Genomic DNA, 21,405 nt, shown 5'->3' with positions numbered 1-21,405 from the left:
CATGGCGCGCCTCGTATGGTGTTCGATCGCTTTGGCGAACATGGTCGTAGCGGCGGTGCCATCGGCGACGATCGTAAGCGCACAGACGCCGGCGACCGGCGGGACGGTGATCCGGCTCTACCCAAAACATAGCGTTGCGTCGCTCGGCGTGCCTGAAAAGCGGGATCGGCTGCCGAACGGCGAGACGATGATCTACGACGTAAGCGAGCCGACGCTGATGCTGTATCGGCCAGCACCCGGTCGCGCGAATGGCACCGCCGTGACGTCGCACCGGGAGGCGGGTTCGTCGCGCTGGGCTATACCTTCGGCGGGACTGATGTCGCGCAGGCGCTGGCAGCACGCGGCATTACCGCCTTTGTGCTGAAATACCGCACGATCCGGAGTGGCGACGGGCCGATGCGGATGCCCGACGTTCATATGAAGGAAATGGGCGTCGTCATGTCCCGCGCGAAGACCGGCTCTCCAGTCGAGATGCCGCGCTTCGCCGGCGAACCGCACGCGGTTGAGGATGGCGCGCGGGCGATGGCGATTGTCCGGCAGCGCGCCTCCGAATGGGGCATCGATCCCCATCGTGTTGGCGTCCTCGGCTTCTCGGCCGGGGCCTACCTCGCGGCCGATCTCGCGATCGGCGATGCAGCATCGCGCCCGGACTTCGTCGGCCTGATCTACGGAGGCCTGCGCACACCAGTGCCCGCGGGTGCTCCGCCCGCATTCATCGCCGGAGCGGCAGACGAAGAGTATCAGCCGAACGATCCGGTCCTGCTCTACACGGCATGGCGGAAGGCGGGGGTAGCGGCGGAGTTGCACCTGTATGAGCGCGGCGGGCACGGATTCGACCTGCACCGACAAGGCACAACGAGCGACCACTGGTTCGACCAGCTCCTTTCGTGGATGCAGTCTCACCGGCTTGCGTCATCACCACGCCCTCAGGCGAACTCGGCCTTAGCTGATGAGTGAGTACGGCCCGCAGCCAGCGTTCAATGCGGGATGGCTCAAGACCGCGCTGCCCGAGGCGGTGAAACCGATGACCGAGCTGATGGCAGGGCTCCGTCAAACCAACGTGGCAGACGGGGCAGGGGGCTGATATTGACGGCGAATGAGCCGGAAATCGAGGGCGCTGCCGCCCAGTCCGTTTCGCCGTTTCAACTCGTCGCCGGAGGTGATCCGGCTGGTGGTGCTGATGTACGTGCGCTTTCCGCTAAGCTTGCGCAACGTGGAGGACCTTCTGTTCGAGCGCGGGATCGACATCTGCCACGAGACTGTGCGGCTGTGGTGGAACAGGTTCGGTCCGCTGTTTGCCGGTGACATCCGCCGTCAGCGGGTTAGCCGCATGCGGGGGTTCCGCCAGTGGCGCTGGCACCTGGACGAAATGTACGTGAAGCTAAACGGCGAGATGGTCTACCTGTGGCGAGGGCTCTGTCAGACCAATGTGGCAGGCGGGCGGGCGGCTGATATCAGCGCCTCATGAGCCGCAAGTCTCGGGCGCTGCCGCCCAGTCCGTTTCGCCGTTTCAACTCCTCGCCCGAGGTGATCCGGCTGGTGGTCATGATGTACGTGCGGTTCCCGCTGTCGTTGAGAAACGTGGAAGACCTGCTGTTCGAGCGCGGCATCGACGTTTGCCATGAGACGGTGCGGATGTGGTGGAACAGATTCGGGCCGATGTTCGCCGGCGACATCCGCCGTCAGCGGGGGAGTGCGATGCGCGGGTACCGGCAGTGGCGATGGCATCTTGATGAGATGTACGTGAAGCTGAATGGCGAGATGGTCTACCTGTGGCGGGCAGTCGATCACGAGGGCGAGATCCTCGAAAGCTACATCACCAGGACTAGGGACAAGGATGCCGCGCTCAACTTCATGAAGAAGGCGCTGAAGCGCCACGGCAGCCCCGCGGCAATCACCACCGACGGTCTGCGCTCTTATGGTGCAGCGATGAAGGTGCTCGGCAATGCGGGCAAGCAGGAGGTGGGTCGCTGGGCCAACGACCGCGTCGAGAACAGCCATCTGTCGTTCCGACGAAGGGAGCGAGCGATGCTGCGGTTCAGGCGCATGAAGACGTTACAGAAGTTCGCTTCCGTTCACGCCAACGTTCACAACCATTTCAATCTCGAAGGCCACCTCATCGACCGCCAAACGTACAAGGAGAGACGCTCCGCCGCACTGGCGGAGTGGCAGGTGCTCGCCAGCTAGGCGGCGGCCCTCAAAGACCGGCATGCATCGTGTGGAAAGCGGTTCGCGTTAGACTGACAGCACCGAATCGGTGGCTACGTGGTAGCTACGACGATGTCGTTGCGCTTCAGCAGCCATACCCGGCTGACAAGATGACGGTACGGGGACCAGTGTTCCCGACGCGCAGCAAGACCTAGCTCACCGTTGCGCAAGCCGCTCCAGTGGCAGCGAATGCCCCGCCGGGGTCGATCCTGTAAGCTGCGGGTCGAGTTCACCGGCGTTGATTGCCGCTTCGAACGCGTCGAGCATCGCCGGAAGCTCTCCGACCTGCCAGAACGTCACCGCCTGACCGCCGATGACCATCTGCTGGCCGTCCGGACGGGTAGGTGTGAATGCCACGCGCCCGGCGTCATCAGCGGCGAGCCACTGGCCGCCAGCCTGCGTGGACTGGTTCATGTCGAACGCGGTGCGAGCCTGATGCAGCTTATCGAGCAACGCGGACCGCTCTGTATTCGGGTCGATCGGATCAGCTGCGACCGCAGCAACAGAACCGACAGCGCTGGCAGCACCATCAACGACATCTTTCAGTGACATATCCTGGCTCCGTGTCCGCGCGCATGATCGCACTGGGAAGGCTCAAGCGGACGGGACGATGCGCAGTTCCCACCATCGCCACAATTAGGCAGTTGCGTAACGCCCGGCCCGCTGGGCCGTGGGTGGTTACCAAGTCCTAACCAAGCTGCTCTATGACGGTCACGTGAGCCATCCGGCCACACGGACAGCAGGACGGCCCCGATCGCCCGCGTATCCGGTGATCGGGGCCGACTTGTCCCTCAGGTTCGCTTCGTAGGTGTCACCCGTCGAAAGCAGGCGCTTCGTCGAGCATCTCGCCGCCGTGAAGCATAGCACTAAGGATGTCCGTCACCTTGGCATAGCCGTCGGCCGTCAGTTCCAGGAAGCGCCCTCGCTGCTCGATCAGCCCAGCTGCAGACAGAGCGTTGACCCATCGCTTCCTCACCTCGCTGGACATGTTGCCGAGCGGATCAAGACCATCAGCCTCGACGCACTGGGATGCTTCTTCAGCAACGAAAAGGCTGAACAACAGGTAGACCGGCGTAGATGGAGCGAAGCCCGGCGGCATGCGGGAAGCTACAGCTGATGCTTCGAAAATCGCGCGCCTGGCGGTCTGGATCAGACCGACTGGATCGCCTCTTCTGGCGGCATCTCGCACACTCAGATCCCCCGGCATTCACGCTCCCGCATTTTAGCAGAAGTAGGAACCTGCGGCCTACCCTCGTCAACTGTCATCATGTGTCGTTTCGCTGCTGGAACGTTTAACGACGTAGCTTCGAGATATGACGGGTCGCTTGCCGTTGACGCACTCGACCACGCAATCTCCTGCTGGGCGTCGCATCGAAACGTCACTGATCCAGCGACTTGATGTCGGGAAGGCTTGTCAGCGCATCCAATGCTTCGCTGACCAGTGCGGCTACAGCATGTGCCTGCAACGAGTCCGCCTCAACCAAGGCGTCCTCCAGGTGCTCCTGAAGTCTTTGACGCTGGCTCAGAATGCGCTGGGGCATATGAGGATGGGAACACGTACGTCCGCGCAATGCAAGCACAGCAACCGATCCACAAAAGGCTGCTTGATTCACAAAGCCTTAGCATCGTCCGCTTAGCTTCGAGCCATGACGAAAGAGACGCAAGCAGGCTGTCAGGGCTGTCGGTCGGACCACCAGGTGTTCGACATCGCCATGGCGTTCCAGCCGATAGTCGATGTCGAAACAGGCCGACCGTTTGCGTTCGAGGCGCTCGTGCGGGGAGCCGATGGCACTGGCGCTGCGGACGTCCTGGCGTCGGTCACGCCAGAGAACCGCTATGCGTTCGATCAGCAGTGTCGTGTCGCTGCCATCGAAGGCGCGGTGGCCGCCGGGATTCTCGAGACCGACGCTCGGCTGTCGATCAACTTCCTACCCAATGCCGTATACTCGCCCATGGCGTGCATCCAGCTGACCCTCAAGACTGCGCGGTCGAGCGGCTTCCCTACGGATCGCCTCATCTTTGAATTCACGGAGAACGAGGAGATGGCAGACACCGATCACGTGAAGCGGATCGTCGAGACCTATGCGAAGATGGGTTTCGGAACCGCGATCGACGACTTCGGCGCTGGTCATGCTGGCCTCGGCCTGCTCGCGAAGTTCCAGACCGATTACATCAAGCTCGACATGGATCTGATCCGCGGAATCGAGCAGAGCATGCCTCGCCGGATGATCGTCGAAGGGGTGATCCGCATCGCGCAGTCGCTAGGCATCACCGTTATCGCGGAAGGCATAGAGACCCTCGCCGAGTACGACGTCCTTCGCGCACTCGGCGTCCGGTATATTCAAGGCTATCTTCTTGCCCGGCCGGGCTTCCGCTGCCTTCCCGCAGTTACCTTGCCTTCCGAGAATATTGCCGCCGTCGCCTAGCGTACTCACAAGGCCTATTGCTCAAGCGGATCTTTGACGAAGCCCTTCAGGTCCTCCGCGTCCAGATCCTCCTGCGGCTTGCCGACATCCTTCTCGTCGCCGTCAGCATCACCCGACTTCTCCATCGTCAAGCGCGTGCATTCCTCGCGCGGGCTCCGTCAAACCAAATGCACCGGGTGCCCTAATGCGCTGAACGGAGTAAGGCGGGGGCATGCCCCGCGCCCGCAAGCCAGCCTCGCCGTTTCGCTGTTTCAACTCCTCGCCGGAGGTGATCCGGCTGGTGGTGCTGATGTACGTGCGCTTTCCGCTGAGCTTGCGGAACGTGGAGGATCTGCTGTTCGAGCGCGGGATCGACATCTGCCACGAGACGGTCAGGCTGTGGTGGAACAGGTTTGGTCCGCTGTTCGCAGGCGACATTCGCCGTCAGCGGGTCAGCCGCATGCGGGGGGTCCGCCACTGGCGCTGGCATCTGGACGAAATGTACGTGAAGCTGAACGGCGAGATGGTCTACCTGTGGCGAGCGGTCGACCATGAGGGTGAGGTGTTGGAAAGCTACGTCACCAAGACCCGCGACAAGGCTGCCGCGCTTACTTTCATGAAGAAGGCGCTCAAGCGGCACGGTTCACCCGACGGCATCACCACTGATGGCTTGCGCAGCTACGGCGCCGCGATGAACGAGCTGGGCTGCCGCGAGAAGCAGGAGATGGGCCGCTGGGCCAACAACCGGGTGGAAAATTCTCACCTGCCGTTCCGACGACGAGAGCGGGCGATGCTCAGGTTCAGGCAGATGAAGACGCTGCAGAAGTTCGCCTCTGTTCACGCCAACGTCTACAACCACTTCAGCCTCGAGCGCCACCTTATCGATCGACAGACCTACCGGGAAAGACGCTCCGCCGCCCTGGCGGAGTGGCAGGTGCTCGCCAGCTAAGCTGCGACCTCAAAGACCCGGGTGCATCGTCTGGAGACCAGTTCGCATTAGACTGACAGCACCGTCGGCATTGATCCCGAGCAATCCTTGCCCCCCTTCAAACCCAATCACCAAGCCATGATCCGGCGGGTGGTGCAGAGCATGTCACCTCCAAGCTGAGTGGCATGATCCTGCTTTCCCGTTTCAGCATCATAATCGAGAACGTGGCAGCTTTTCGATCGTCGTTCCCAACCCGGAAGGTTCATCGACGCGGACTGCCGACTTCAGCCGTTTACGGCTCCGGCGATCGACGCTTTGCTCCCAAATTGCTCAGAGCGGAAGGTAACGGCGTGCGTCGACAAGGCGATATCCGGGCGTCTCGCTCACGCATTGCTGCAACAGCGTGAGGTGGCCCGCACCGATGAACACGACAATGCGGTCGCCCGGTTTGGTGGCCTGCAACAGCTTCGCGCAGATCCCCAGGTTTCGACGATACCAGGTTGCCGTCACCTCCAGACCTGGCTGATCGTCGCCAGAGCCTAGCTTCAGAAGGTCGCGGTAGAGACCATGCGTGACGTCTGCCGCGACCGGATCGTTCAGCAGGCGCAGGGCCGCAGCAATTCCTTTGGTCTTGAGCGCACGCTCCTGCGCGGCGACGTTCTGGTCGCTGACGGTGGTTATGCGATCGATGATGGCTTGCTTCCCGTGCGACTGTGCAAAGGCCACCGCCGGCTGGAACGGGAGGCCTGCCGGCATGTCGAGGCCGCGAACCGCGTCGATCTTCGCGGACTTGGCGAGCGCGAAACCGAGTTGCACGGTTTCGTCGCGGCTCGGGGGCAGCGTCCCTTCCTTGTATTTTGCGTAAGCGGTCGATGCGGCGTCATCGCGCCATTCCACCCCGACCGCGGTCGGCGAGAAGCCCGACAGTGCCCGCACGATCGCGGCAATTTCACGCTGGCGCTTCGGGGCCAAAACATCGTCCACCGCAAGGTTCCGATAGTCCAACCCTGGGTTGGCGAAGTGCAGTGTGCCGACAATCATAACCTGCGTGGGCGGCGACGCTTCGCTGCGATGCTTTGCCGTCAGCGGAGGCGCCAGCGTCAGCGCCGCGATACCCGCGATCAGGTGAAGAACCTTCATTATTCCATCCTGACCACTGTATTACTTATGCAATACAGCTAGCAGCCGCACTGCATGGTGGCAAGCTGGACCGCTGCCGATGAGATTTCGAGAACGTTGCATCATTCCTAAAATACCATTGCACTGGGAAAGCACATCGATCGTTTCGAGCGGGTGTTCGTCTGCGGGAAAGGCGACCGGGCATCAGCCTGCTCCCATGAGCAGCGACTTCGCCCGATCGGTCAGCGCGATATGATCGGGCAGCAGCGCCAATGTCTGTACCGCCAGCATGGTGCTGCCCACATTGGCATCGAAGGTGAAAAGGCTGTTACGGAAAGCGAAGCTCAGGTTCACCGTTGCTCCGACGCTTCGGACATCGACCTGGATGATGTCACCCCAGCCCCGGAAACGCAGCATTGAGATCTGATAGCTGATGCCATCGGATTCGATGACGAGGCGGGGGTTGAGATTGTTGCTCGCGAACCCGATCCAAGGAAGGCCCCGCAACCCGCTGAAGGTGGCGATCAGCGGCACGATCTTCCCACCGTTACCATCGTCGATGATCGGCAATGGCGTGATCGATGGTCGACCGGAGAGTAGCCGGCGCCATACGAGCCACGGCAGGCCGACGGTAACGAGCAGACCGCCAAGGAACAGCAGCGTTTCGACCATGAATTTCTGCGCCGGCTCACTCATCCAGTTCACCACATCCCGTTCCTGCCATCTGCCGGCAGAGCGGCGCCAGAGACCGGAACAGGATCATCGCCGCGTGCGATAGAGCACTGGCCAGTCCCCCGGCATCGTACCGCCGCAGCGCGCCTGCCACCGGAACGCAGAGACGCGAAAGGCCCGTCCATCGAATGTCCACTCCGTGGCGCTGCCGCAATCGGCGATGCCCCGTCCCTTGGCATACTCGCGGAAAATGCGGGTGTCGGGATCGTAGCCGCCCTCGATATATTCGCCGACGCTGTCGCCGTCGGCCGGTGGGGCTGACGGGGGATCGGGCAGCTTCAGCACCATCGCCGCGGCCGGCCGATTGCGGGGCGTCCGAAATACCAGCACGGAGGTCTGATAGGCGTACCGGCTGCAACCCAGCACGACGATTGCGTCCGATATCGTCAACGGATAGGCGGTATCCTCACCATCCGGCTCACGGTCGCATTCATGGGCCGCGAAGATGCCAGAGTGGAGCTTTCGCACTGCCGCGACCAGCGCCTTCGGGTTCCTCAGCGCCGGGACAGGCGATCCCGCCCGAATGACCGGAAGCGGAGCCGGGGGCGGCGTTGCGCTGGCCGGGGCCGGACCGGGACGCATCAGCGCACTGGCATTACCGACCCGGCCCTGCGCCTCATCCATCGCCAGCAGGACCGCCGCCAGTCCCCGTAGCGAAAGATGACTCGCATCGGTCGGACCCAGCACGAGGCGCGGTGCATCGACGATGGCGCGGATGAAACGACGCGCCGGATCACCCGAAAGCTTCGCATCCTGCCCGTCGCCACTCGGCCGCCACGGCAGACGGGAAAGCGGTGCAGCGCCGGATGCGTGAAATCCAGCCGGGTCCAGCCGGCGTTCGGCCCATGTCCGGACCGTGATCGCGCCGATCGGCCCGGCCTTCCGGACGATGTCGATGCCGATATTCTCCGGCTCGACCCCCTCGTGCTCCCAGACCGGGTCGGGTGCGTGCCGCGCCAGGCAGTCGCGCATGTTATCGCAGGCGATCAGCCAGTCGCCGATTTCGCGATAGACCGGGCGGACGGTCTGCGCCGTTGCGGTGCCGGAGCAAGCAGCCACCAGCGCGATCGCAGTCGCTGCGAGATGGTGTGAAACCCTCCTCATCCGATCTGCTATGGATTGCATGGCTCCCCGCCTAGCCGATGGTGGTCGGGCATGAGAAGCTTTCTCGATTGACTATCGATTCCGAGAACCCCCGTGCCGTCTCGATCGTCGTTCCCAATCGGGAAACGGCCGGCGAGCTATCTGCCCGCAGCGCTCCGCTGTTCGGCAGGCGTCGCGGCGCGGTGTCCGTAACTGAGGACGCTGGTGATCCGCCATGCGCCATCCTGCTTCGCCCAGACCATCACGAACTTGGCGATCCCCTCGCATCGGCCTGTCGCCAGTTCGCAGAAGCGGTGTTCGCCTTCCTCGATCGCACCATAGTCCTTGATCGGATAGACATGGAAGGTAGCCGGGATCAGCTCGCGCTTCACCTTCCCGCAGATGTACTTGCGAACGCCGTCCACCATCGCGTCACGCTCGAACGTCGCGCCGCCAGTATCGTGGTAGAAGGCCACCTTAGGATCGAAATAGCCGGAGAAGGCCGGCAGATCGCAGCGATTGTAAGCATCGAACACCTTGGCATCAAGCTTGCCGATCTCCGTCGTCAGCGGATCGGTCGGAGGCGGCACGGGTGTCGCGAGCAATGCCGCGGCAATGGCGATGGTGGTCAACATACTCGTGGTCCTGTCAGTTCATCTGGCCGCGAAGGAAGGCGATCAGCTTTGGATCGCTGCTGGTGCGCTCAAGGATAGGCAGGATGATCCGCCACCCGTTGTCGCTATTGGTCAGGATGACGATCCCGTCACCGCTCGTGCGATCGATCGCGGCGAAGGTGAAGGCCCCGGCATCCTTGCCGGTGTGAAGCATCGTCGCGCCCTTGGGAAAGCCGAGGAGCTGCCAACCCAATCCGAAGCCGGTCGAGGGTGGACACGTCGTCGCCTTCGTTCCGGCGCATATCGCGGGTGTCAGATCGGCTTGCGATTTGCTGCGCTCTGCCGCGACAGACGCGACCAGACCCCGGTCATTGCGGGCATCGATGAGGAAACGCGCATAATCACGCGCTGTCGCGTGAGCCAGATCAGCAGCATTGTATCGCGTCACCCGCCCGACGGGCAGCGGCTTGCCGGTGTCGTCATACGGCACGGCGATCGGCGCCGTCTCACCTTGCGCCGACACATAGCCCGACGCGCGCATATGGGCTGGGGTGAACAGCCAGCGCCCGGCAAGCGTCTCGAACGACTGCCCGGTGCGACGCTCGGCGTAGCGCGCTGCATATTGATACCCCTCGCCCGAATAGCCGGTGGTCGTGCCAGGATCATGATCGAAGGCCAGCCCCTTTACATCGCGCCAGTTCGGTAATCCGGTGCGATGGCTCAGCGCCATGCGGACCGTCAGCTTCATCCGCCGGGGATCGCGCGACAGGTCGGGGTCACTCCAGTAGCGGTCCATCGGCTCATCAAGCGACAGCTTGCCGGCCGACACCAGTCGCAGAATGACCTCCGCCGTCAGCGGCTTCGTCAGCGAGGCTAGATTGTAGGGCGTGGCGACGGTGGTCGCACGGTTGGGGCCAGCCATGCCCCAAGCTCCAGTCGAGACGATCCGTCCGTTGCGTATCACGGCGACCGAAGCACTCTCCACGCGCTGTTCGCGTAGGGTTGTGGTCATATCCGGAAGAGAGGCTTTGGCTCTGGCGTCCGCAATCGAGGCGCAAGCCAGCAGCCCGATCAAACTGCCGTGAACCGTCCGCTTCAGGAGATTGTCTGTATTACTCATGTGCAACAGTTAGCGGCGTCGAAGTTTGGCTGCAACATGGATCGTATTTCCATCGCGGTGACGAACGTGAGAACCGCTCCGGAGAGTCCCGGAATACCACCCTTTTTAGGAAAGCTGGCGGGATAGCGCAGCGCCGACGCTCAGCACTTGCTACGGCGCCGCCATGAACGAATGGCGGAAGTTGGGGAGGGGAGAAGAGGACAGGAGTGACCGGATGTGGGTCTTCGCCGCTGTGTTTGGAAGCCAATCCGACCGTGGACATCACACAACCGGGCGGTCATGCTTCTAAATCGTTTAGGCGCGCCCGGTAGTTGGATAGGGCGAACGCGTGTGGAGGTCTTGTGGCTGACGCTTTTCTCCATGGCATTGTGCACGAGGCCGGGGATGACCTTCAAGCCGCCGTCCGTTCGGAACCAAATGTGCTGGCGCTGTGGGAAGCGCTGACGCCTCTCGGCCGAAACGAGTTCATCTGCTGGGTTGATGACGCCAAGCATGTTGCAACCCGCCAGCGGCGCATCGCGCGAACCCGTGAGGAACTGCTCGAAGGAAAGAAGCGGCCGTGCTGCTGGGCAGGTTGCATTCATCGAACCGATAAGACGCCGAGCCGATGGCAACAGGCTCTCCTGCTCGACCGCAAGAGCAAGATCTCGCCCGCACGCTGACGGCACGCCGTTCGCTGGTGCTCACCTCTTGGAGAAGCAAGACGATGATCACAATATGGGGTGGACAGACCTCGCGATCGATCCGGGTGGCCTGGTTATTGGAAGAGATGGGTCTGCCCTACGGCGTACGGCAGGTGGACATGCTGGCAGCGGATAAGGACCCGGCGTGGCTCGCGATCAATCCGGGCGACTTCCTGCCCGCGATCCAGGATGGCGACGTCACCATGGTCGAGTCCGTGGCGATTATGGAGTATCTGATGGGCCGCTATGGGCCCACGCCCCTGCAGCCCTTGCCAGACGATGTGGCCTTCCCGACCTATCAGCAGTTCCTCCATATGGGCGAAGCGGGCTTGGCGACGTTGATCATGGTTCCGCTGGTGAGCGGCTTCATCGCGCCCGAAGTGGAACGAGACAATTGGGGTGCCCGCTGGGCGCGCGAGTGCGTCGAGCGACGGCTGCTGCTCGTGAGGCGGCAGCTCGCGGCCGCGCCCTACATGGCTGGCGACAGGTTCACGGCCGCCGACATCTCGGTGACCTACGCACTGAACCTGGGCGCCAACCACGCCGGGTTCGTCCTCAGCGACGCCGAACAGGCCTACCTCGCCCGCAACACGGCCCGTGCGCCTACAAGCGCGCATTCTACTGATCGCACGACGGCTTGGCAGAATAGACCAGCACAGGTGATAGGCTACCTTGAATTCCGAACCGCCGCGGGCTCAGCTGAACAGATGGCCAAACTTGGGAAGCGCTCAGGTCGCGTTGAATGACCAGGTTTGGGTCTCTCGCTGCTGTTGGATACCTGTCGGATCTTTGATGCCGGCGGTATCGAGACAAGCATCTATCAAGCAGCCCTCAGGTTCGCGCAGTTTCGATTCAGATCATCTGCAAAGGATTTTATGCGCTCATCAAGGCTTCCGAGCACTGCGCACCGTTCGCTCGCTAGAGCGACTTGAAGTGGTCGCGCTGCTGTCCAGCCCAAAGAGGCTCCGGCAACCCCGTCAATCAACCTTTCATCTAGTCCGACTGCTTCAGCGACCCGACGAGCAAAGATAGCCCAGCTCACTGGATCCGCCCCTGCCAGGTGACAAAGGCCTGAACGATAGCAGCCGGTGCCCGTTTGGCGCACGGGAGGGCACATCCATGGTTCTGCAACTTTGGGGCGGGCCGGGGTGCACCGTCAATCGTACGGCGAGCGGCTATCAAGACCAGACGCGATTGAGCGGCCATCACGGTCGCTCAAATGATCTGGAGCTCTTCGGATCATTGGGCCTTGCTGCCATCCGCTATCCAATCCTCTGGGAACGGGTTGCTCCGGATCCGCAGAAAGAAGCTGACTGGTTGTGGACGGACAGTCGGTTATCCACGCTCCGCGAGCTCAACATACGTCCGATCGCCGGACTCGTGCATCACGGCAGCGGACCACCCCACACGAACCTTCTGGCAGATGATTTCGCCACAGGCCTCGGCCGCTATGCGGATCAGGTCGTGCGACGCTATCCATGGATTGAGGATTGGACGCCGGTCAACGAACCGCTGACGACGGCACGATCTTCTGCGCTGTATGGACACTGGTATCCTCATGCCCGCGACGAGAGCTCATTCTGGCGTGCACTGCTCAATCAGACTGACGGGACGCGCGCTGCAATGCGTGCCGTTCGCCGGATCAACCCTGCAGCACGTCTCGTCCAGACCGACGATCTAGGCCGCACATACGCTACCCTTAGCCTTGGCGAACAAGCAACCGATGGGCTGCGCTCGTGCTGCGCAGCGATGAAGGACCTGGGAAACGCCGACAAGCACGAGGTGGGGCGCTGGGCAAACAATTGGGTGGAGAACAGCCACCTGCCGTTCCAACGACGAGAACGTGCGATGCAACGTTTCCGTCGGATGAAGACGCTACGAAAGTTCGCTTCCATCCATGCCAACGTCCACAACCATTTCAGCTCCGAACGCCATCTCGTCGATCGACAGACCTACAAGAACGCCGCTCATCCGCCTTGGCCGAGTGGCAGATCCTGGCGGGGTAGGCCGACGCACTCAAAGCCCGAAGTGCATCGTTTGGAGGGCGGTTCGCGTTAGGCTGACAGCACCGCTGACGCCTTCATCCGATTTAGCGGGTGCCGGCGCGTAAAACCTAGCCGAACTGTAAGGAAGCCTTAGGCATCATCGGGGGATAAGAGCGGACCGGAGACCGAGATGAAAAAAGAGATCGCCCTGCTAACGGAACAGCGGGATCTGTGCCGCCGCTTCGCTACGGAAACTAGCGACCCCAAAACGGCGTCCAAATTCGTTGAGATTGCGGAGCAGTACGAATTACGCGCGTCCCACCTGCGGACGCGGCAAACGCTGTAATCCGGTTCACACTTTCGAGTGATGCAGCGCCTAAAGAGTCGAGCCGACCTGCTTACCGCGGCGGGTGGCCTACCTAAGGCCTATCGAATTGACGTATATCAACGCGATAGCGGCGCGACGGTAAGGACATTAATCAAGTCCTTAACCAAATCCGTTCTAGCTAACCCAATGAAGTATATGGCGCGAAGGCGCCTGCGTAACGCGTGTATGGGGGCTACACACTTGAGCGAGAAGCGAGCGGCGTTCCTGATGGGGCGTTTGCGCCATGACATCAGGGGCAACACCCTCGCAATCATGGCTGCGGCTATGATTCCGCTCATTGCGATGATCGGCTCGGGCGTCGACATGACGCGTGCTTACGTCGCGCAGAACAGGTTTCGCCAAGCATGCGATGCCGGCTCACTGGCAGGCCGCCGCGTACTGGCCGGCCTGACTGTTTCGCCCGAAACGCGCGATGAAGCGACAAAGTATTTCCGCTTCAATTTCCCTAACGGTATCTTTCAGTCCTCGCCCTATAATCTGACGATGAGCGTTCCCAAAGCTGGAACCCTGAGGATTGACACCGCATCAACGATCCCGACAACCATAATGAAGATGTTTGGCTTTAGCACTCTGCCGATATCCGCGTCATGCGCCGCCAGTCAGGACTTCATCAACACCGACATCGCCTTCGTCTTTGATCTGTCAGGCTCGATGAACTGCGCACCCGGCGGCGCCGGCGATTGCGGAGGAACGGAACAGGCCGGATCGAAGATTAGTGCACTTCGTGCAGCGGCTACAAGTCTGTATGATACCTTGGAAGTAGCACAGTCCCAGCTACAGCAGAATAGCCTCCGCCTTCGCTATGGCTTCGTCAATTACAACAGCTCGATCAACGTCGGCCGCATTTTGTATCGGAAAAATCCGGACTGGCTAGTGCAAAACGCAAGGTACCAGTCGCGAACGCCCGAGTGGATCGATGCCTCGCAGTACTTCCACGGCAAGAAGGACTGCCAGTTGGCATACACTTACGATGCCTATGTTTCACAGGCGAACCCAAACTACATCGGCGTGATGGGTGGCTGGTGGAAGGCGGACTCCAAGTGTCAGGCCATCGTCCAAAGCTATACAGTTCCTGATGGATATACATACGGCGTGAGAACACTTGATGTTCGTGCGCATATGGCTAGCAACATACAAGCCACAGAGACCAAGACGCCCGTACCGATTTGGCCACTTATCGGCACAAATGCGCCACCCGACGATCTTCCTTACGAGAAGACCTCCGTATGGAACGGCTGCATCGAAGAGCGCCAGACCAATTCGGCTACTATCGACGGAGGATCAGGGACGACGATCCCATCGGATGCCTTCGACCTCGATGTCGACCTGATCCCTTATGACGATGCTACACGATGGAAGCCGATGTGGGGCGATGTCGTTTGGTTCCCCACCTGGGCAACGGGCGGAGTTGCTCGACAGCCCGACGCGCCGTGTCCGACGGAATCCCGGCGCCTAGCGGGCTACTACAACAATCGCAGCGGCTTCGTGAGTTACGTCGACAGCTTAGTGGCAAGGGGTGGAACATACCACGACCTCGGCATGATTTGGGGCGCGCGGTTTCTGTCGTCCACGGGCATCTTCAAGTCGTCGACACCAGAAACGAATGACGTTACCGACCCAGACAATCCCTCAAAGATCCGCGGGTTCTCAGTCAAGAAGTACATGATCTTCATGACAGATGGCGAGATGGCACCCACCACGACGGCGTATTCGGCGTATGGAGTCGAGTACATGGACGGGAGGGTGCTCGGGAGCCAATTCAGCAATGACAATGCTGCGCTAACTCGGCGACATCTCCAGCGGTTCCGCATGGCGTGTAGCGCGGCAAAATCTAAGGGGATCGACGTATGGGTCATCGCCTTTGCAACGGCTCTGACCACCGACATGACGAATTGCGCGTCGAAGCCCAGTCAGGCAGCTGGGCTATCCACGAACGCAGACCTGATCGCCAAATTCAAAGAAATCGGATCGAAGATCGGGTCGCTGAGGATCAGCCAGTGATCGCCCGCTTAACAGCAAATACACGCGGAGCAACGGTGCTCGAGTTTGCTCTGGTCATCCCGGTAGTCTGTGCGCTGCTCTCCGCTGGGTTCGAACTTGGCTTTCGAGTTTACCTGACGGCCGTCGTGCAAGGTGCGCTACTGGAGGCTTCTCGTCGAGCCAGCGTTGGCGATGCGTCTGAGTTGATTATCGAGGATATCATCAGGCGAAGGGTCGCCACATTGTCGAATGGTTCCAATGTCAAAGAGACTAAGAAGGAGAACTTCTACAATTTTACGAACGTCGGAAAGCCGGAAAAGCTGAAATTCGATAAGAATGGCAACGGCACGTATGACGCCAAAGATGATTGCTACGAAGATGCGAATAACAATGGATCGTACGATTATAGTAGTAATACCGGGCTTGGTACGGCGGATGATATTGTCCGCTATACCGTAAAGATTGAGTACCCGAACATCATGCCTGTCAGGCGTATGCTCGGTTGGGGAACGAAGCAAACCATCACTGCGTCGACGGTTCTGCGCAATCAGCCCTTCACGTCGCGTGCGATGCCGACAACGCGCTGTCCGATCTGATGATGCCGGTAATTCTGCGCCGGTTGAAGGTAGAAGCGCACGGGCTCGCCCTCACGGAATTTGCATTCGCGCTACCGCTCGTGCTGGTTCTCCTGCTCTACGGACTGGAAACTGCCAATCTTGGTTTGGCGACGCTTCGCGTACATCAGATTGCAGCCACTGCAGCGGATAACGCTGCGCGTGTGCGAGATTCGATTAGTGAGGACGATGTAAACGAGGTGCTGGTCGGAGGCAAAACCGTTGGCGAGCGGATAGACTTCGCTGAGCGTGGTCGCATCATCTTGAGCGATGTGCTGACGAATGGTCTGACAGGAACGAACGCCGGGCAGAAGATACTCTGGCAGCGCTGTGCCGGAGCGCTCAATGTCCCACAATCACAGCCTCTGTACGGGATTGAGGGCAAAGGTGCGACAGACAATAGCCTGCAGGCAATGGGTAAACCGGGCCGGCAAATCGCCCCGTCACCTACTTCAGCGATGGTGTTCGCCGAGGTGACTTACCGGTACAAGCCCGTAGTGTCTGCAACGCTCCTTGGAACACCAATCTTGCGGTCGGAGGCATCCTTCATCGTGCGTGAGCGACAATCGGAGACGCTAACCACGTCGCCAGCTACGCCAATTAGTCGTTGCAGCACCTTTTAAACTTAGGATAGGCTCGGTCTATACGCCCGGCGGTGCTACCTCGATCACTTCGACGGTGCCTGCTAGACCGGCTGTATAAGCTCGCAGTATGTGGTGGACGGCCAGATATGAGCTGACGTCAAAATACTACGCGGAAGAAGCGAGCGAGCGGCGCCGCGCCGGCGTTCCTTGAGCAAGGCAACCAGCTGCTAACCGTTTGAGGTCATTCCGGTCTCAAGGAGAAGCCTGGGCTACCTGCCGCCCGCACCAACGCCGGTGGGACTATTTCGTCGAGCACTTGATGGGGGCAACGCCGCTACAGGAGTTCAAGATCGTCGGGCCGGGGGAAGCAAATGAGTTTTCTAAAATCGTCATTTTGCCGCCGCTGCGAGCGCTAGGCTCGCTAATGAACGAGCGTCCGTTTTCGAGAGGCGCGAGCAAGTCTCGCGATGTCCGGATATGGGTCACCTAGGCTTCAGCCGCTGCAAACACCGCTCGTTGGGCTTCGAACGCGCGCTTGAATGCGGGTCGCGTCTCGCCTCGTGCGACGTACGAAGCGATGGTCGGCTGCTCTTCGAGAAATCCCGACCCGCCAAGCCGACGCAGCACCGTCACCATCACGACGTCGGCTGCGCTAAATGCCTCCTCCAGCCAGTCACGGTAGGCAAGCCAGCGGGAAAGATCGTCAAGCCTTGTCCTCACTCGCTCATCAAGCATTGTGAGGCGCTCAGCATGCCAGGGCCGATCTGCCTCGAGCAGCAACGCCATGCTTCGTTCGACAATTGGCGGCTCCACCGTGCTCTTGGCGGCGAACATCCAGGCGATCGCCTGGGCACGGGCATCTGTACTGTGCGGTAAGAGCCCTGGATGTTGTTCAGCAACGCGGAGCACGATGGCTGCGGACTCGAATAACGTGAGCGCGGCCTCCTCATAAGTGGGAATCTGCCCGAAGGGCTGCAGCGCGCGATGGGCCGGCTCCTTCAATGCGGCAAAAGAGAGCAGGCGCACTTCGTAGGGCTGACCGACCTCCTCAAGGGCCCATCGCACTGCCATGTCGCGCGCGAGCCCTCGACCGCGGTCAGGCGACTGCGCAAATGCGGTGATGGTCGGGATCATGCGATGCCTCCGGACGAACATCGGGACGATGCGCGCAAGGTCGCCAGACGACAAGAGCACCTTACATGTGAAGACGACCGAAAGCTCGGTTGCCGAGATACTGGCAGGAAAGACCCGGTCTGGGTCAGGACGCATATCTCGGCGCCAAGGGCAGTATGCCCTAACGAGCTGGCTCGATCTTCCGCAGTCATTCCGTCGGTTGGCTGTAGCGAGCATCAAGGCCACGCTAAGCGCATGGTCGGTATGGATAGATCGGCAGCCTTCGATGCTGTACCTTCCGTTCTGATGGTCAGCGGCATAGAAGTTCGGTTGGCGGAAGGGAGCGACTGGCCCGTTATCTGGCAAATCATGCAGGTGGTAACGAGAGCAGGCGATACTTTTACCTATCCCACCGACATCGACGAAAAAGGTGCTCGATCCTTGTGGATGGAGAGCGGCGGACAAACCATTGTTGCTGTCGACACAGCGGGCTGTGTTTTGGGTACCGCTAAGATGAGTGCGAACCACATGGGGCCAGGCGGTCACGTCGCGACGGGCAGCTTCATGGTGGCGCCGTTTGCCCGCAGGCTAGGCGTAGGAAGATGCTTGGGGAATGCCGTCATCGATTGGGCGAAGGCGCAGGGCTTTCGAGCGATTCAGTTCAACGCTGTCGTATCAACGAATTTTGTAGCAATAAGGCTGTGGCAAAGTCTTGGCTTCAGTATCGTTGGCACGATACCAGGGGCGTTCGCACATCCAACGAAAGGTGATGTGTCTCTTCACGTGATGCACCGATCTTTATGACGGAGCGGATTTTTGGTTCATACGATTAGACGAGATCACCATGTGTGACCAGCTTTACAGGGGTGCCACTTACCGATAGCCTGCTTTCCGGCAAAGTTGAGTAAGTTGAACGATCTTGGGGTGGGAGCGACCGTAATGGGCGCGATAGGTCGGTAACTTCCCACACGTTCGACGCGTGTTCGCGTCCGAGCCACGGCCATGCCGCTCCTGGCCAGGGGATCGGGCAGAGGCGTCGGTCGCGGAACCCATCGTGATCGCAGGCATGTAATCGACCGGATTGACTGGGCCGAGCACGTCCTGGGCGGCGACAGGGGCTGCGATCGACAGAAGCGCAAAAAGGACCGCTGGGTGCCGCATCATATCTTCTCCCGGATCGTGCGCCGTTCAGCGATAGCCCGCCTGGCGGCAGAGGCTGGTGAGCTTGATAATCTTCGGATCGTTCGCGCCGAGTTTACGACGGAAGGTGGGCAGACTCTGGCACGTCCGGATCGCCGAGGCCTCGCCGCTGGGTACGGATCGGCTTCTGTTGCGCGATTGATTTCGCATGCCCTCGACCATGACGTTCGGGGTCGACCAGGCGGCCGGATCGATCGGTGTCGTTTGGGCGCTCGCACTGAATGGGATGAATATAGCGGCTAGAAGACCAGCAGCGATCGGGACTTTCAACATCGTTTCCTCCTCGGGCAACGGTACAACCTGACCCATCGCAAAAGAAGGCTCTTTCAATCCAAATGCACCGGCTGATAATCAGGGAAGGTTAGGGGGGCGTGCCCCGCCCGCGCAAGCCATCCAGTCCGTTCCGCTACTTTGGCTCATCACCTGAGGTCATACGGCTGTTGGTGACCATTCCGAGGCTCTCATAGCTCGCGCTCGAGAGTCGGTCCTCTCACATGAACGTGGGGCAGGTATCGGGCAGCGGCATGATGCGCGTGAATGGCCGGGATTGGGTCGGAACCACTAGTGGCGGTCACCGGGCGGGCCTGATGTCAGCCGAAGCGCACCATCCCGTCCAGTCCTGCAACCTTGCCCGCAAGGCCGGGCACCTCCTCCAGTTGGCGGAGAGCGTCGAAGCGGCCACGCTCCTTGCGGTAACGGACGATCTCGAATCCGTGTCCCTTCAGCGCAGGGAGCGCGTCGATCTCCTCCGCGGTGGCGACGTTGACGTCAATGCTTTCGAGCCCGCTCACAGGTTCGCCTGCTCGTCGCGTGGTAGATCGGCGTCCGGCGGGTAGTAAAGCGTCGCGCACTCCGCTCGCAGGCAGCCGCCCTCGATCGTGATGTCGTCGCGGTAGGCGTCGGTGATGAACGACAGCGTGTCGACGTGGCGTGCCTCAAAATACATCGGGTGCACGTCGTCGCGTCCCGCGCCGTAGACCACGCGCCCGACCTTGGACCAGATCGAAGCCATGGTGCACATGCCGCACGGCTGCAGCGTCGAGTAGAGCGTCGCTCCGCGCAACTCGAGGTTCCCGGTGCCCTCGCATGCCCGGCGGATCGCCATCATCTCGGCGTGTGCGGTGGCATCCGGCAGCTCCTGCGTCTGATTGCGCTCCGCTGCGATCTCGCGGCCGTCGAGCACGATGACGCAGCCGAGCGGCGAAGTCGACGGATCTGAGCCCTTGGACCGCGCGACCTCGATCGCGCGGCGCATCCAGTGCTCGTCCGTCGGCGGGGAGGCGTCGCCCGCCATCTCAGACTTCGCTCACGTCGTCGGCCTGGAACTCGGTGAACGCTTCGCGAACCTTGGCGGCCTTCGCGTCATCCTCGATGTCGACCGATACGCTGACGGACCCGTGCAGCGGTGCGTCGCCGCGCGGCTCGGGGCCGGGCTGGTCCGCGTCCCCGTCGGAGCCCGCCTGCTCCTTGCCTGCGCTGTTTTCGTCGCCGTCCGCGGCGATGAAAACGTCCGTTCGCTCGACGCCGTGCTCCTGCACCAGGCGCTCGACCGTCATCTCGGCCTCGCGCCGCGTCTCGAAGGTAGCGGTCAGCGTCGTGCCCATGATCATTCTCCCGTGCCGCCGACAGAGGCCGGGGTCGGAGGCATAACGCTTGGCAAGGCACCGGGTCCGCGCATCGCGCGTTAGCCGTTAATGAAAACCGTGCGCTTGCCTGATGGTACCGATGTGCCTGCCTTGGGTCAGGGCATCTGGATGATGGCTGAAGACCCGCGGCGTCGGGGCGACGAGATCGCGGCGCTGCGATCCGGCATCGACCTCGGCATGACGCTGATCGACACCGCGGAGATGTATGCGGACGGCGAGTCCGAGCGGCTGGTCGGCGAGGCGGTGGCTGGCTGTCGCGATGACGTCTTCCTGGTCAGCAAGGCCTATCCGCAGAACGCCTCCCGCAGCGAACTGCCTCGTGCGTGCGAGACGAGCCTGGAACGGCTCGGCACCGATCGGCTCGACCTGTATCTCCTCCACTGGCGCGGCAGGGTGCCGCTTGGCGAGACGGTGGAGGCAATGGAGCGGCTGGTGGAAGCCGGCAAGATCCTCCGCTGGGGCGTCAGCAATCTCGATACCGGCGACATGGAAGAACTCGTTGCGGCGGGCGGGAAGGCGTGCGCGACCGACCAGATCCTCTACAACCTGACACGCCGCGGTACCGAGCACGACTTGCTACCCTGGTTGGCAGCGCGGCGGATGCCGGTCATGGCGTATAGCCCGGTCGAACAGGGCCGGCTCGTCACGGACGAAGGACTGGGCGAACTGGCAGGCGAGCGTGGCGTTACGCCGGCACAGGTCGCGCTCGCTTGGCTGCTGGCGCGCGACGGCGTGATCGCGATCCCTAAAGCCGGTACTGTCGAGCATGCACGGGAGAATCGCACTGCCGCGGAACTCGCGCTGTCGCCCGAGATTTTGGCTCGGCTCGACGCCATGTTTCCATTGCCGAGCGATCCCGTGCCGCTTGCTATGCTTTAGGGTCAGGACTCATTGGTCATAGCCAGAAGATGACTGTGGCCGCGAGGGCAACGGCCGAGAAGAAGACCGTTGGGCATCGGTCGTAGCGTGTGGCGACGCGGCGCCAATCTTTCAGGCGGCCGAA

Annotated in this window: 26 protein-coding genes and 4 pseudogenes; 16 read left to right on the top strand and 14 right to left on the bottom strand. The window is 61.3% G+C overall.

The genetic code is table 11. The features are described from left to right. Window position 1 precedes the first annotated feature (1 nt). The 5 genes and pseudogenes from LRA87_RS16360 to LRA87_RS16340 all read left to right on the top strand — a co-directional run. Window positions 2–364, top strand: a complete 363-nt coding sequence (locus LRA87_RS16360; RefSeq protein WP_230781675.1) for a hypothetical protein — start codon at window positions 2–4, stop codon at window positions 362–364. Then, the gene (locus tag LRA87_RS16355) at window positions 358–957 is read left to right on the top strand and encodes an alpha/beta hydrolase (RefSeq protein WP_230781674.1); all 600 of its coding nucleotides are present in this window, start codon (window positions 358–360) and stop codon (window positions 955–957) included. Before LRA87_RS16360 ends, LRA87_RS16355 begins: the two co-directional genes overlap by 7 nt. Before the next feature lie 139 nt (window positions 958–1,096). Continuing rightward, the gene (locus LRA87_RS16350; protein ID WP_230781673.1) at window positions 1,097–1,468 is read left to right on the top strand and encodes a hypothetical protein; all 372 of its coding nucleotides are present in this window, start codon (window positions 1,097–1,099) and stop codon (window positions 1,466–1,468) included. Next, a complete protein-coding gene (locus tag LRA87_RS16345) occupies window positions 1,465–2,187 on the top strand; it encodes an IS6 family transposase (protein ID WP_268934878.1) in 723 nt (240 codons plus the stop codon). The genes LRA87_RS16350 and LRA87_RS16345 overlap by 4 nt, the downstream gene beginning before the upstream one ends. Window positions 2,188–2,258: 71 nt before the next feature. After that, window positions 2,259–2,363, top strand: a pseudogene (locus tag LRA87_RS16340) (DUF159 family protein); the annotation flags it as partial. Between the two features lies 1 nt (window position 2,364). Here the strand turns inward: LRA87_RS16340 and LRA87_RS16335 are convergent. The 3 genes from LRA87_RS16335 to LRA87_RS16325 all read right to left on the bottom strand — a co-directional run bounded on the left by LRA87_RS16335 (window position 2,365) and on the right by LRA87_RS16325 (window position 3,749). Next, complete coding sequence (locus LRA87_RS16335) at window positions 2,365–2,661, bottom strand: hypothetical protein (RefSeq protein ID WP_230781672.1); 297 nt, start codon at window positions 2,659–2,661, stop codon at window positions 2,365–2,367. A 358-nt stretch (window positions 2,662–3,019) separates the two neighbouring features. Next, window positions 3,020–3,415, bottom strand: a complete 396-nt coding sequence (locus LRA87_RS16330; RefSeq protein WP_230781671.1) for a hypothetical protein — start codon at window positions 3,413–3,415, stop codon at window positions 3,020–3,022. Window positions 3,416–3,587: 172 nt separating this feature from the next. Then, window positions 3,588–3,749 (bottom strand): hypothetical protein, encoded by a 162-nt coding sequence (locus tag LRA87_RS16325; RefSeq protein WP_230781670.1) that lies wholly within the window; start codon window positions 3,747–3,749, stop codon window positions 3,588–3,590. 105 nt (window positions 3,750–3,854) lie between these two features. Between LRA87_RS16325 and LRA87_RS16320 the strand changes: the two genes are divergently transcribed. Further along, a complete protein-coding gene (locus LRA87_RS16320; RefSeq protein ID WP_443024902.1) occupies window positions 3,855–4,634 on the top strand; it encodes an EAL domain-containing protein in 780 nt (259 codons plus the stop codon). A 211-nt stretch (window positions 4,635–4,845) separates the two neighbouring features. Further along, window positions 4,846–5,562, top strand: coding sequence for an IS6 family transposase (locus LRA87_RS16315; RefSeq protein WP_230781669.1), 717 nt, complete (start codon window positions 4,846–4,848; stop codon window positions 5,560–5,562). A 309-nt stretch (window positions 5,563–5,871) separates the two neighbouring features. On the opposite strand, the gene LRA87_RS16310 is transcribed toward LRA87_RS16315, so the two are convergent. The 5 genes from LRA87_RS16310 to LRA87_RS16290 form a co-directional block, all read right to left on the bottom strand. Further along, entirely contained in the window at window positions 5,872–6,681 is an 810-nt protein-coding gene (locus tag LRA87_RS16310) for a DUF5694 domain-containing protein (RefSeq protein WP_230781668.1), read from the bottom strand. Window positions 6,682–6,864: 183 nt separating this feature from the next. After that, complete coding sequence (locus LRA87_RS16305) at window positions 6,865–7,365, bottom strand: hypothetical protein (protein WP_230781667.1); 501 nt, start codon at window positions 7,363–7,365, stop codon at window positions 6,865–6,867. Window positions 7,366–7,419: 54 nt separating this feature from the next. Beyond that, a complete protein-coding gene (locus tag LRA87_RS16300) occupies window positions 7,420–8,496 on the bottom strand; it encodes a DUF1176 domain-containing protein (RefSeq protein ID WP_230781666.1) in 1,077 nt (358 codons plus the stop codon). 137 nt (window positions 8,497–8,633) lie between these two features. Further along, complete coding sequence (locus tag LRA87_RS16295; RefSeq protein WP_230781665.1) at window positions 8,634–9,110, bottom strand: nuclear transport factor 2 family protein; 477 nt, start codon at window positions 9,108–9,110, stop codon at window positions 8,634–8,636. Window positions 9,111–9,123: 13 nt separating this feature from the next. After that, on the bottom strand, window positions 9,124–10,101 hold the full coding sequence (locus LRA87_RS16290; RefSeq protein ID WP_230781664.1) for a serine hydrolase domain-containing protein: 978 nt from the start codon (window positions 10,099–10,101) through the stop codon (window positions 9,124–9,126). A gap of 449 nt (window positions 10,102–10,550) precedes the next feature. Between LRA87_RS16290 and LRA87_RS16285 the strand changes: the two genes are divergently transcribed. From LRA87_RS16285 to LRA87_RS16260, 7 genes and pseudogenes are all read left to right on the top strand, one after another. Continuing rightward, a complete protein-coding gene (locus tag LRA87_RS16285; protein WP_230781663.1) occupies window positions 10,551–10,871 on the top strand; it encodes a YdeI/OmpD-associated family protein in 321 nt (106 codons plus the stop codon). 44 nt (window positions 10,872–10,915) lie between these two features. Beyond that, window positions 10,916–11,638, top strand: a complete 723-nt coding sequence (locus LRA87_RS16280; RefSeq protein WP_230781662.1) for a glutathione S-transferase family protein — start codon at window positions 10,916–10,918, stop codon at window positions 11,636–11,638. Window positions 11,639–12,011: 373 nt separating this feature from the next. Next, window positions 12,012–12,539 (top strand): annotated as a pseudogene (locus LRA87_RS18520) (family 1 glycosylhydrolase); the annotation flags it as partial. Between the two features lie 72 nt (window positions 12,540–12,611). Then, a pseudogene (locus tag LRA87_RS18515) lies at window positions 12,612–12,898 on the top strand (DDE-type integrase/transposase/recombinase); the annotation flags it as partial. 547 nt (window positions 12,899–13,445) lie between these two features. Then, entirely contained in the window at window positions 13,446–15,266 is a 1,821-nt protein-coding gene (locus tag LRA87_RS16270; protein ID WP_230781660.1) for a TadE/TadG family type IV pilus assembly protein, read from the top strand. Further along, complete coding sequence (locus LRA87_RS16265) at window positions 15,263–15,841, top strand: TadE/TadG family type IV pilus assembly protein (RefSeq protein WP_230781659.1); 579 nt, start codon at window positions 15,263–15,265, stop codon at window positions 15,839–15,841. Before LRA87_RS16270 ends, LRA87_RS16265 begins: the two co-directional genes overlap by 4 nt. Beyond that, window positions 15,841–16,482, top strand: coding sequence for a pilus assembly protein (locus LRA87_RS16260; protein ID WP_230781658.1), 642 nt, complete (start codon window positions 15,841–15,843; stop codon window positions 16,480–16,482). The genes LRA87_RS16265 and LRA87_RS16260 overlap by 1 nt, the downstream gene beginning before the upstream one ends. A 447-nt stretch (window positions 16,483–16,929) precedes the next feature. Here LRA87_RS16260 and LRA87_RS16255 read toward each other — a convergent pair whose 3' ends face one another. Further along, entirely contained in the window at window positions 16,930–17,577 is a 648-nt protein-coding gene (locus LRA87_RS16255; RefSeq protein ID WP_230781657.1) for a glutathione S-transferase family protein, read from the bottom strand. Between the two features lie 234 nt (window positions 17,578–17,811). Here LRA87_RS16255 and LRA87_RS16250 point away from each other — a divergent pair, with 234 nt between their 5' ends. Continuing rightward, window positions 17,812–18,360: a GNAT family N-acetyltransferase gene (locus LRA87_RS16250; protein ID WP_230781656.1), complete on the top strand. Its 549-nt coding sequence runs from the start codon at window positions 17,812–17,814 to the stop codon at window positions 18,358–18,360. 384 nt (window positions 18,361–18,744) lie between these two features. On the opposite strand, the gene LRA87_RS16245 is transcribed toward LRA87_RS16250, so the two are convergent. The 4 genes from LRA87_RS16245 to LRA87_RS16230 form a co-directional block, all read right to left on the bottom strand. Beyond that, window positions 18,745–19,029, bottom strand: a complete 285-nt coding sequence (locus LRA87_RS16245) for a hypothetical protein (protein ID WP_230781655.1) — start codon at window positions 19,027–19,029, stop codon at window positions 18,745–18,747. Window positions 19,030–19,346: 317 nt separating this feature from the next. Next, window positions 19,347–19,547 (bottom strand): ComEA family DNA-binding protein, encoded by a 201-nt coding sequence (locus LRA87_RS16240; RefSeq protein WP_230781654.1) that lies wholly within the window; start codon window positions 19,545–19,547, stop codon window positions 19,347–19,349. After that, window positions 19,544–20,050: a nucleoside deaminase gene (locus LRA87_RS16235; protein ID WP_230781653.1), complete on the bottom strand. Its 507-nt coding sequence runs from the start codon at window positions 20,048–20,050 to the stop codon at window positions 19,544–19,546. Before LRA87_RS16235 ends, LRA87_RS16240 begins: the two co-directional genes overlap by 4 nt. 1 nt (window position 20,051) lies before the next feature. After that, the gene (locus LRA87_RS16230) at window positions 20,052–20,360 is read right to left on the bottom strand and encodes a hypothetical protein (protein ID WP_230781652.1); all 309 of its coding nucleotides are present in this window, start codon (window positions 20,358–20,360) and stop codon (window positions 20,052–20,054) included. Window positions 20,361–20,450: 90 nt separating this feature from the next. Between LRA87_RS16230 and LRA87_RS16225 the strand changes: the two genes are divergently transcribed. Then, complete coding sequence (locus tag LRA87_RS16225) at window positions 20,451–21,281, top strand: aldo/keto reductase (RefSeq protein ID WP_230781651.1); 831 nt, start codon at window positions 20,451–20,453, stop codon at window positions 21,279–21,281. A 16-nt stretch (window positions 21,282–21,297) separates the two neighbouring features. Here the strand turns inward: LRA87_RS16225 and LRA87_RS16220 are convergent. Beyond that, window positions 21,298–21,405, bottom strand: a pseudogene (locus LRA87_RS16220) (IS5 family transposase); the annotation flags it as partial.

The sequence above is a fragment of the Sphingomonas sp. Leaf37 genome, assembly GCF_920939475.1.
Taxonomy (GTDB): domain Bacteria; phylum Pseudomonadota; class Alphaproteobacteria; order Sphingomonadales; family Sphingomonadaceae; genus Sphingomonas.
Note: the sequence above shows the minus strand (reverse complement) of the source record. Positions and strands in the feature narration are given on the sequence as shown.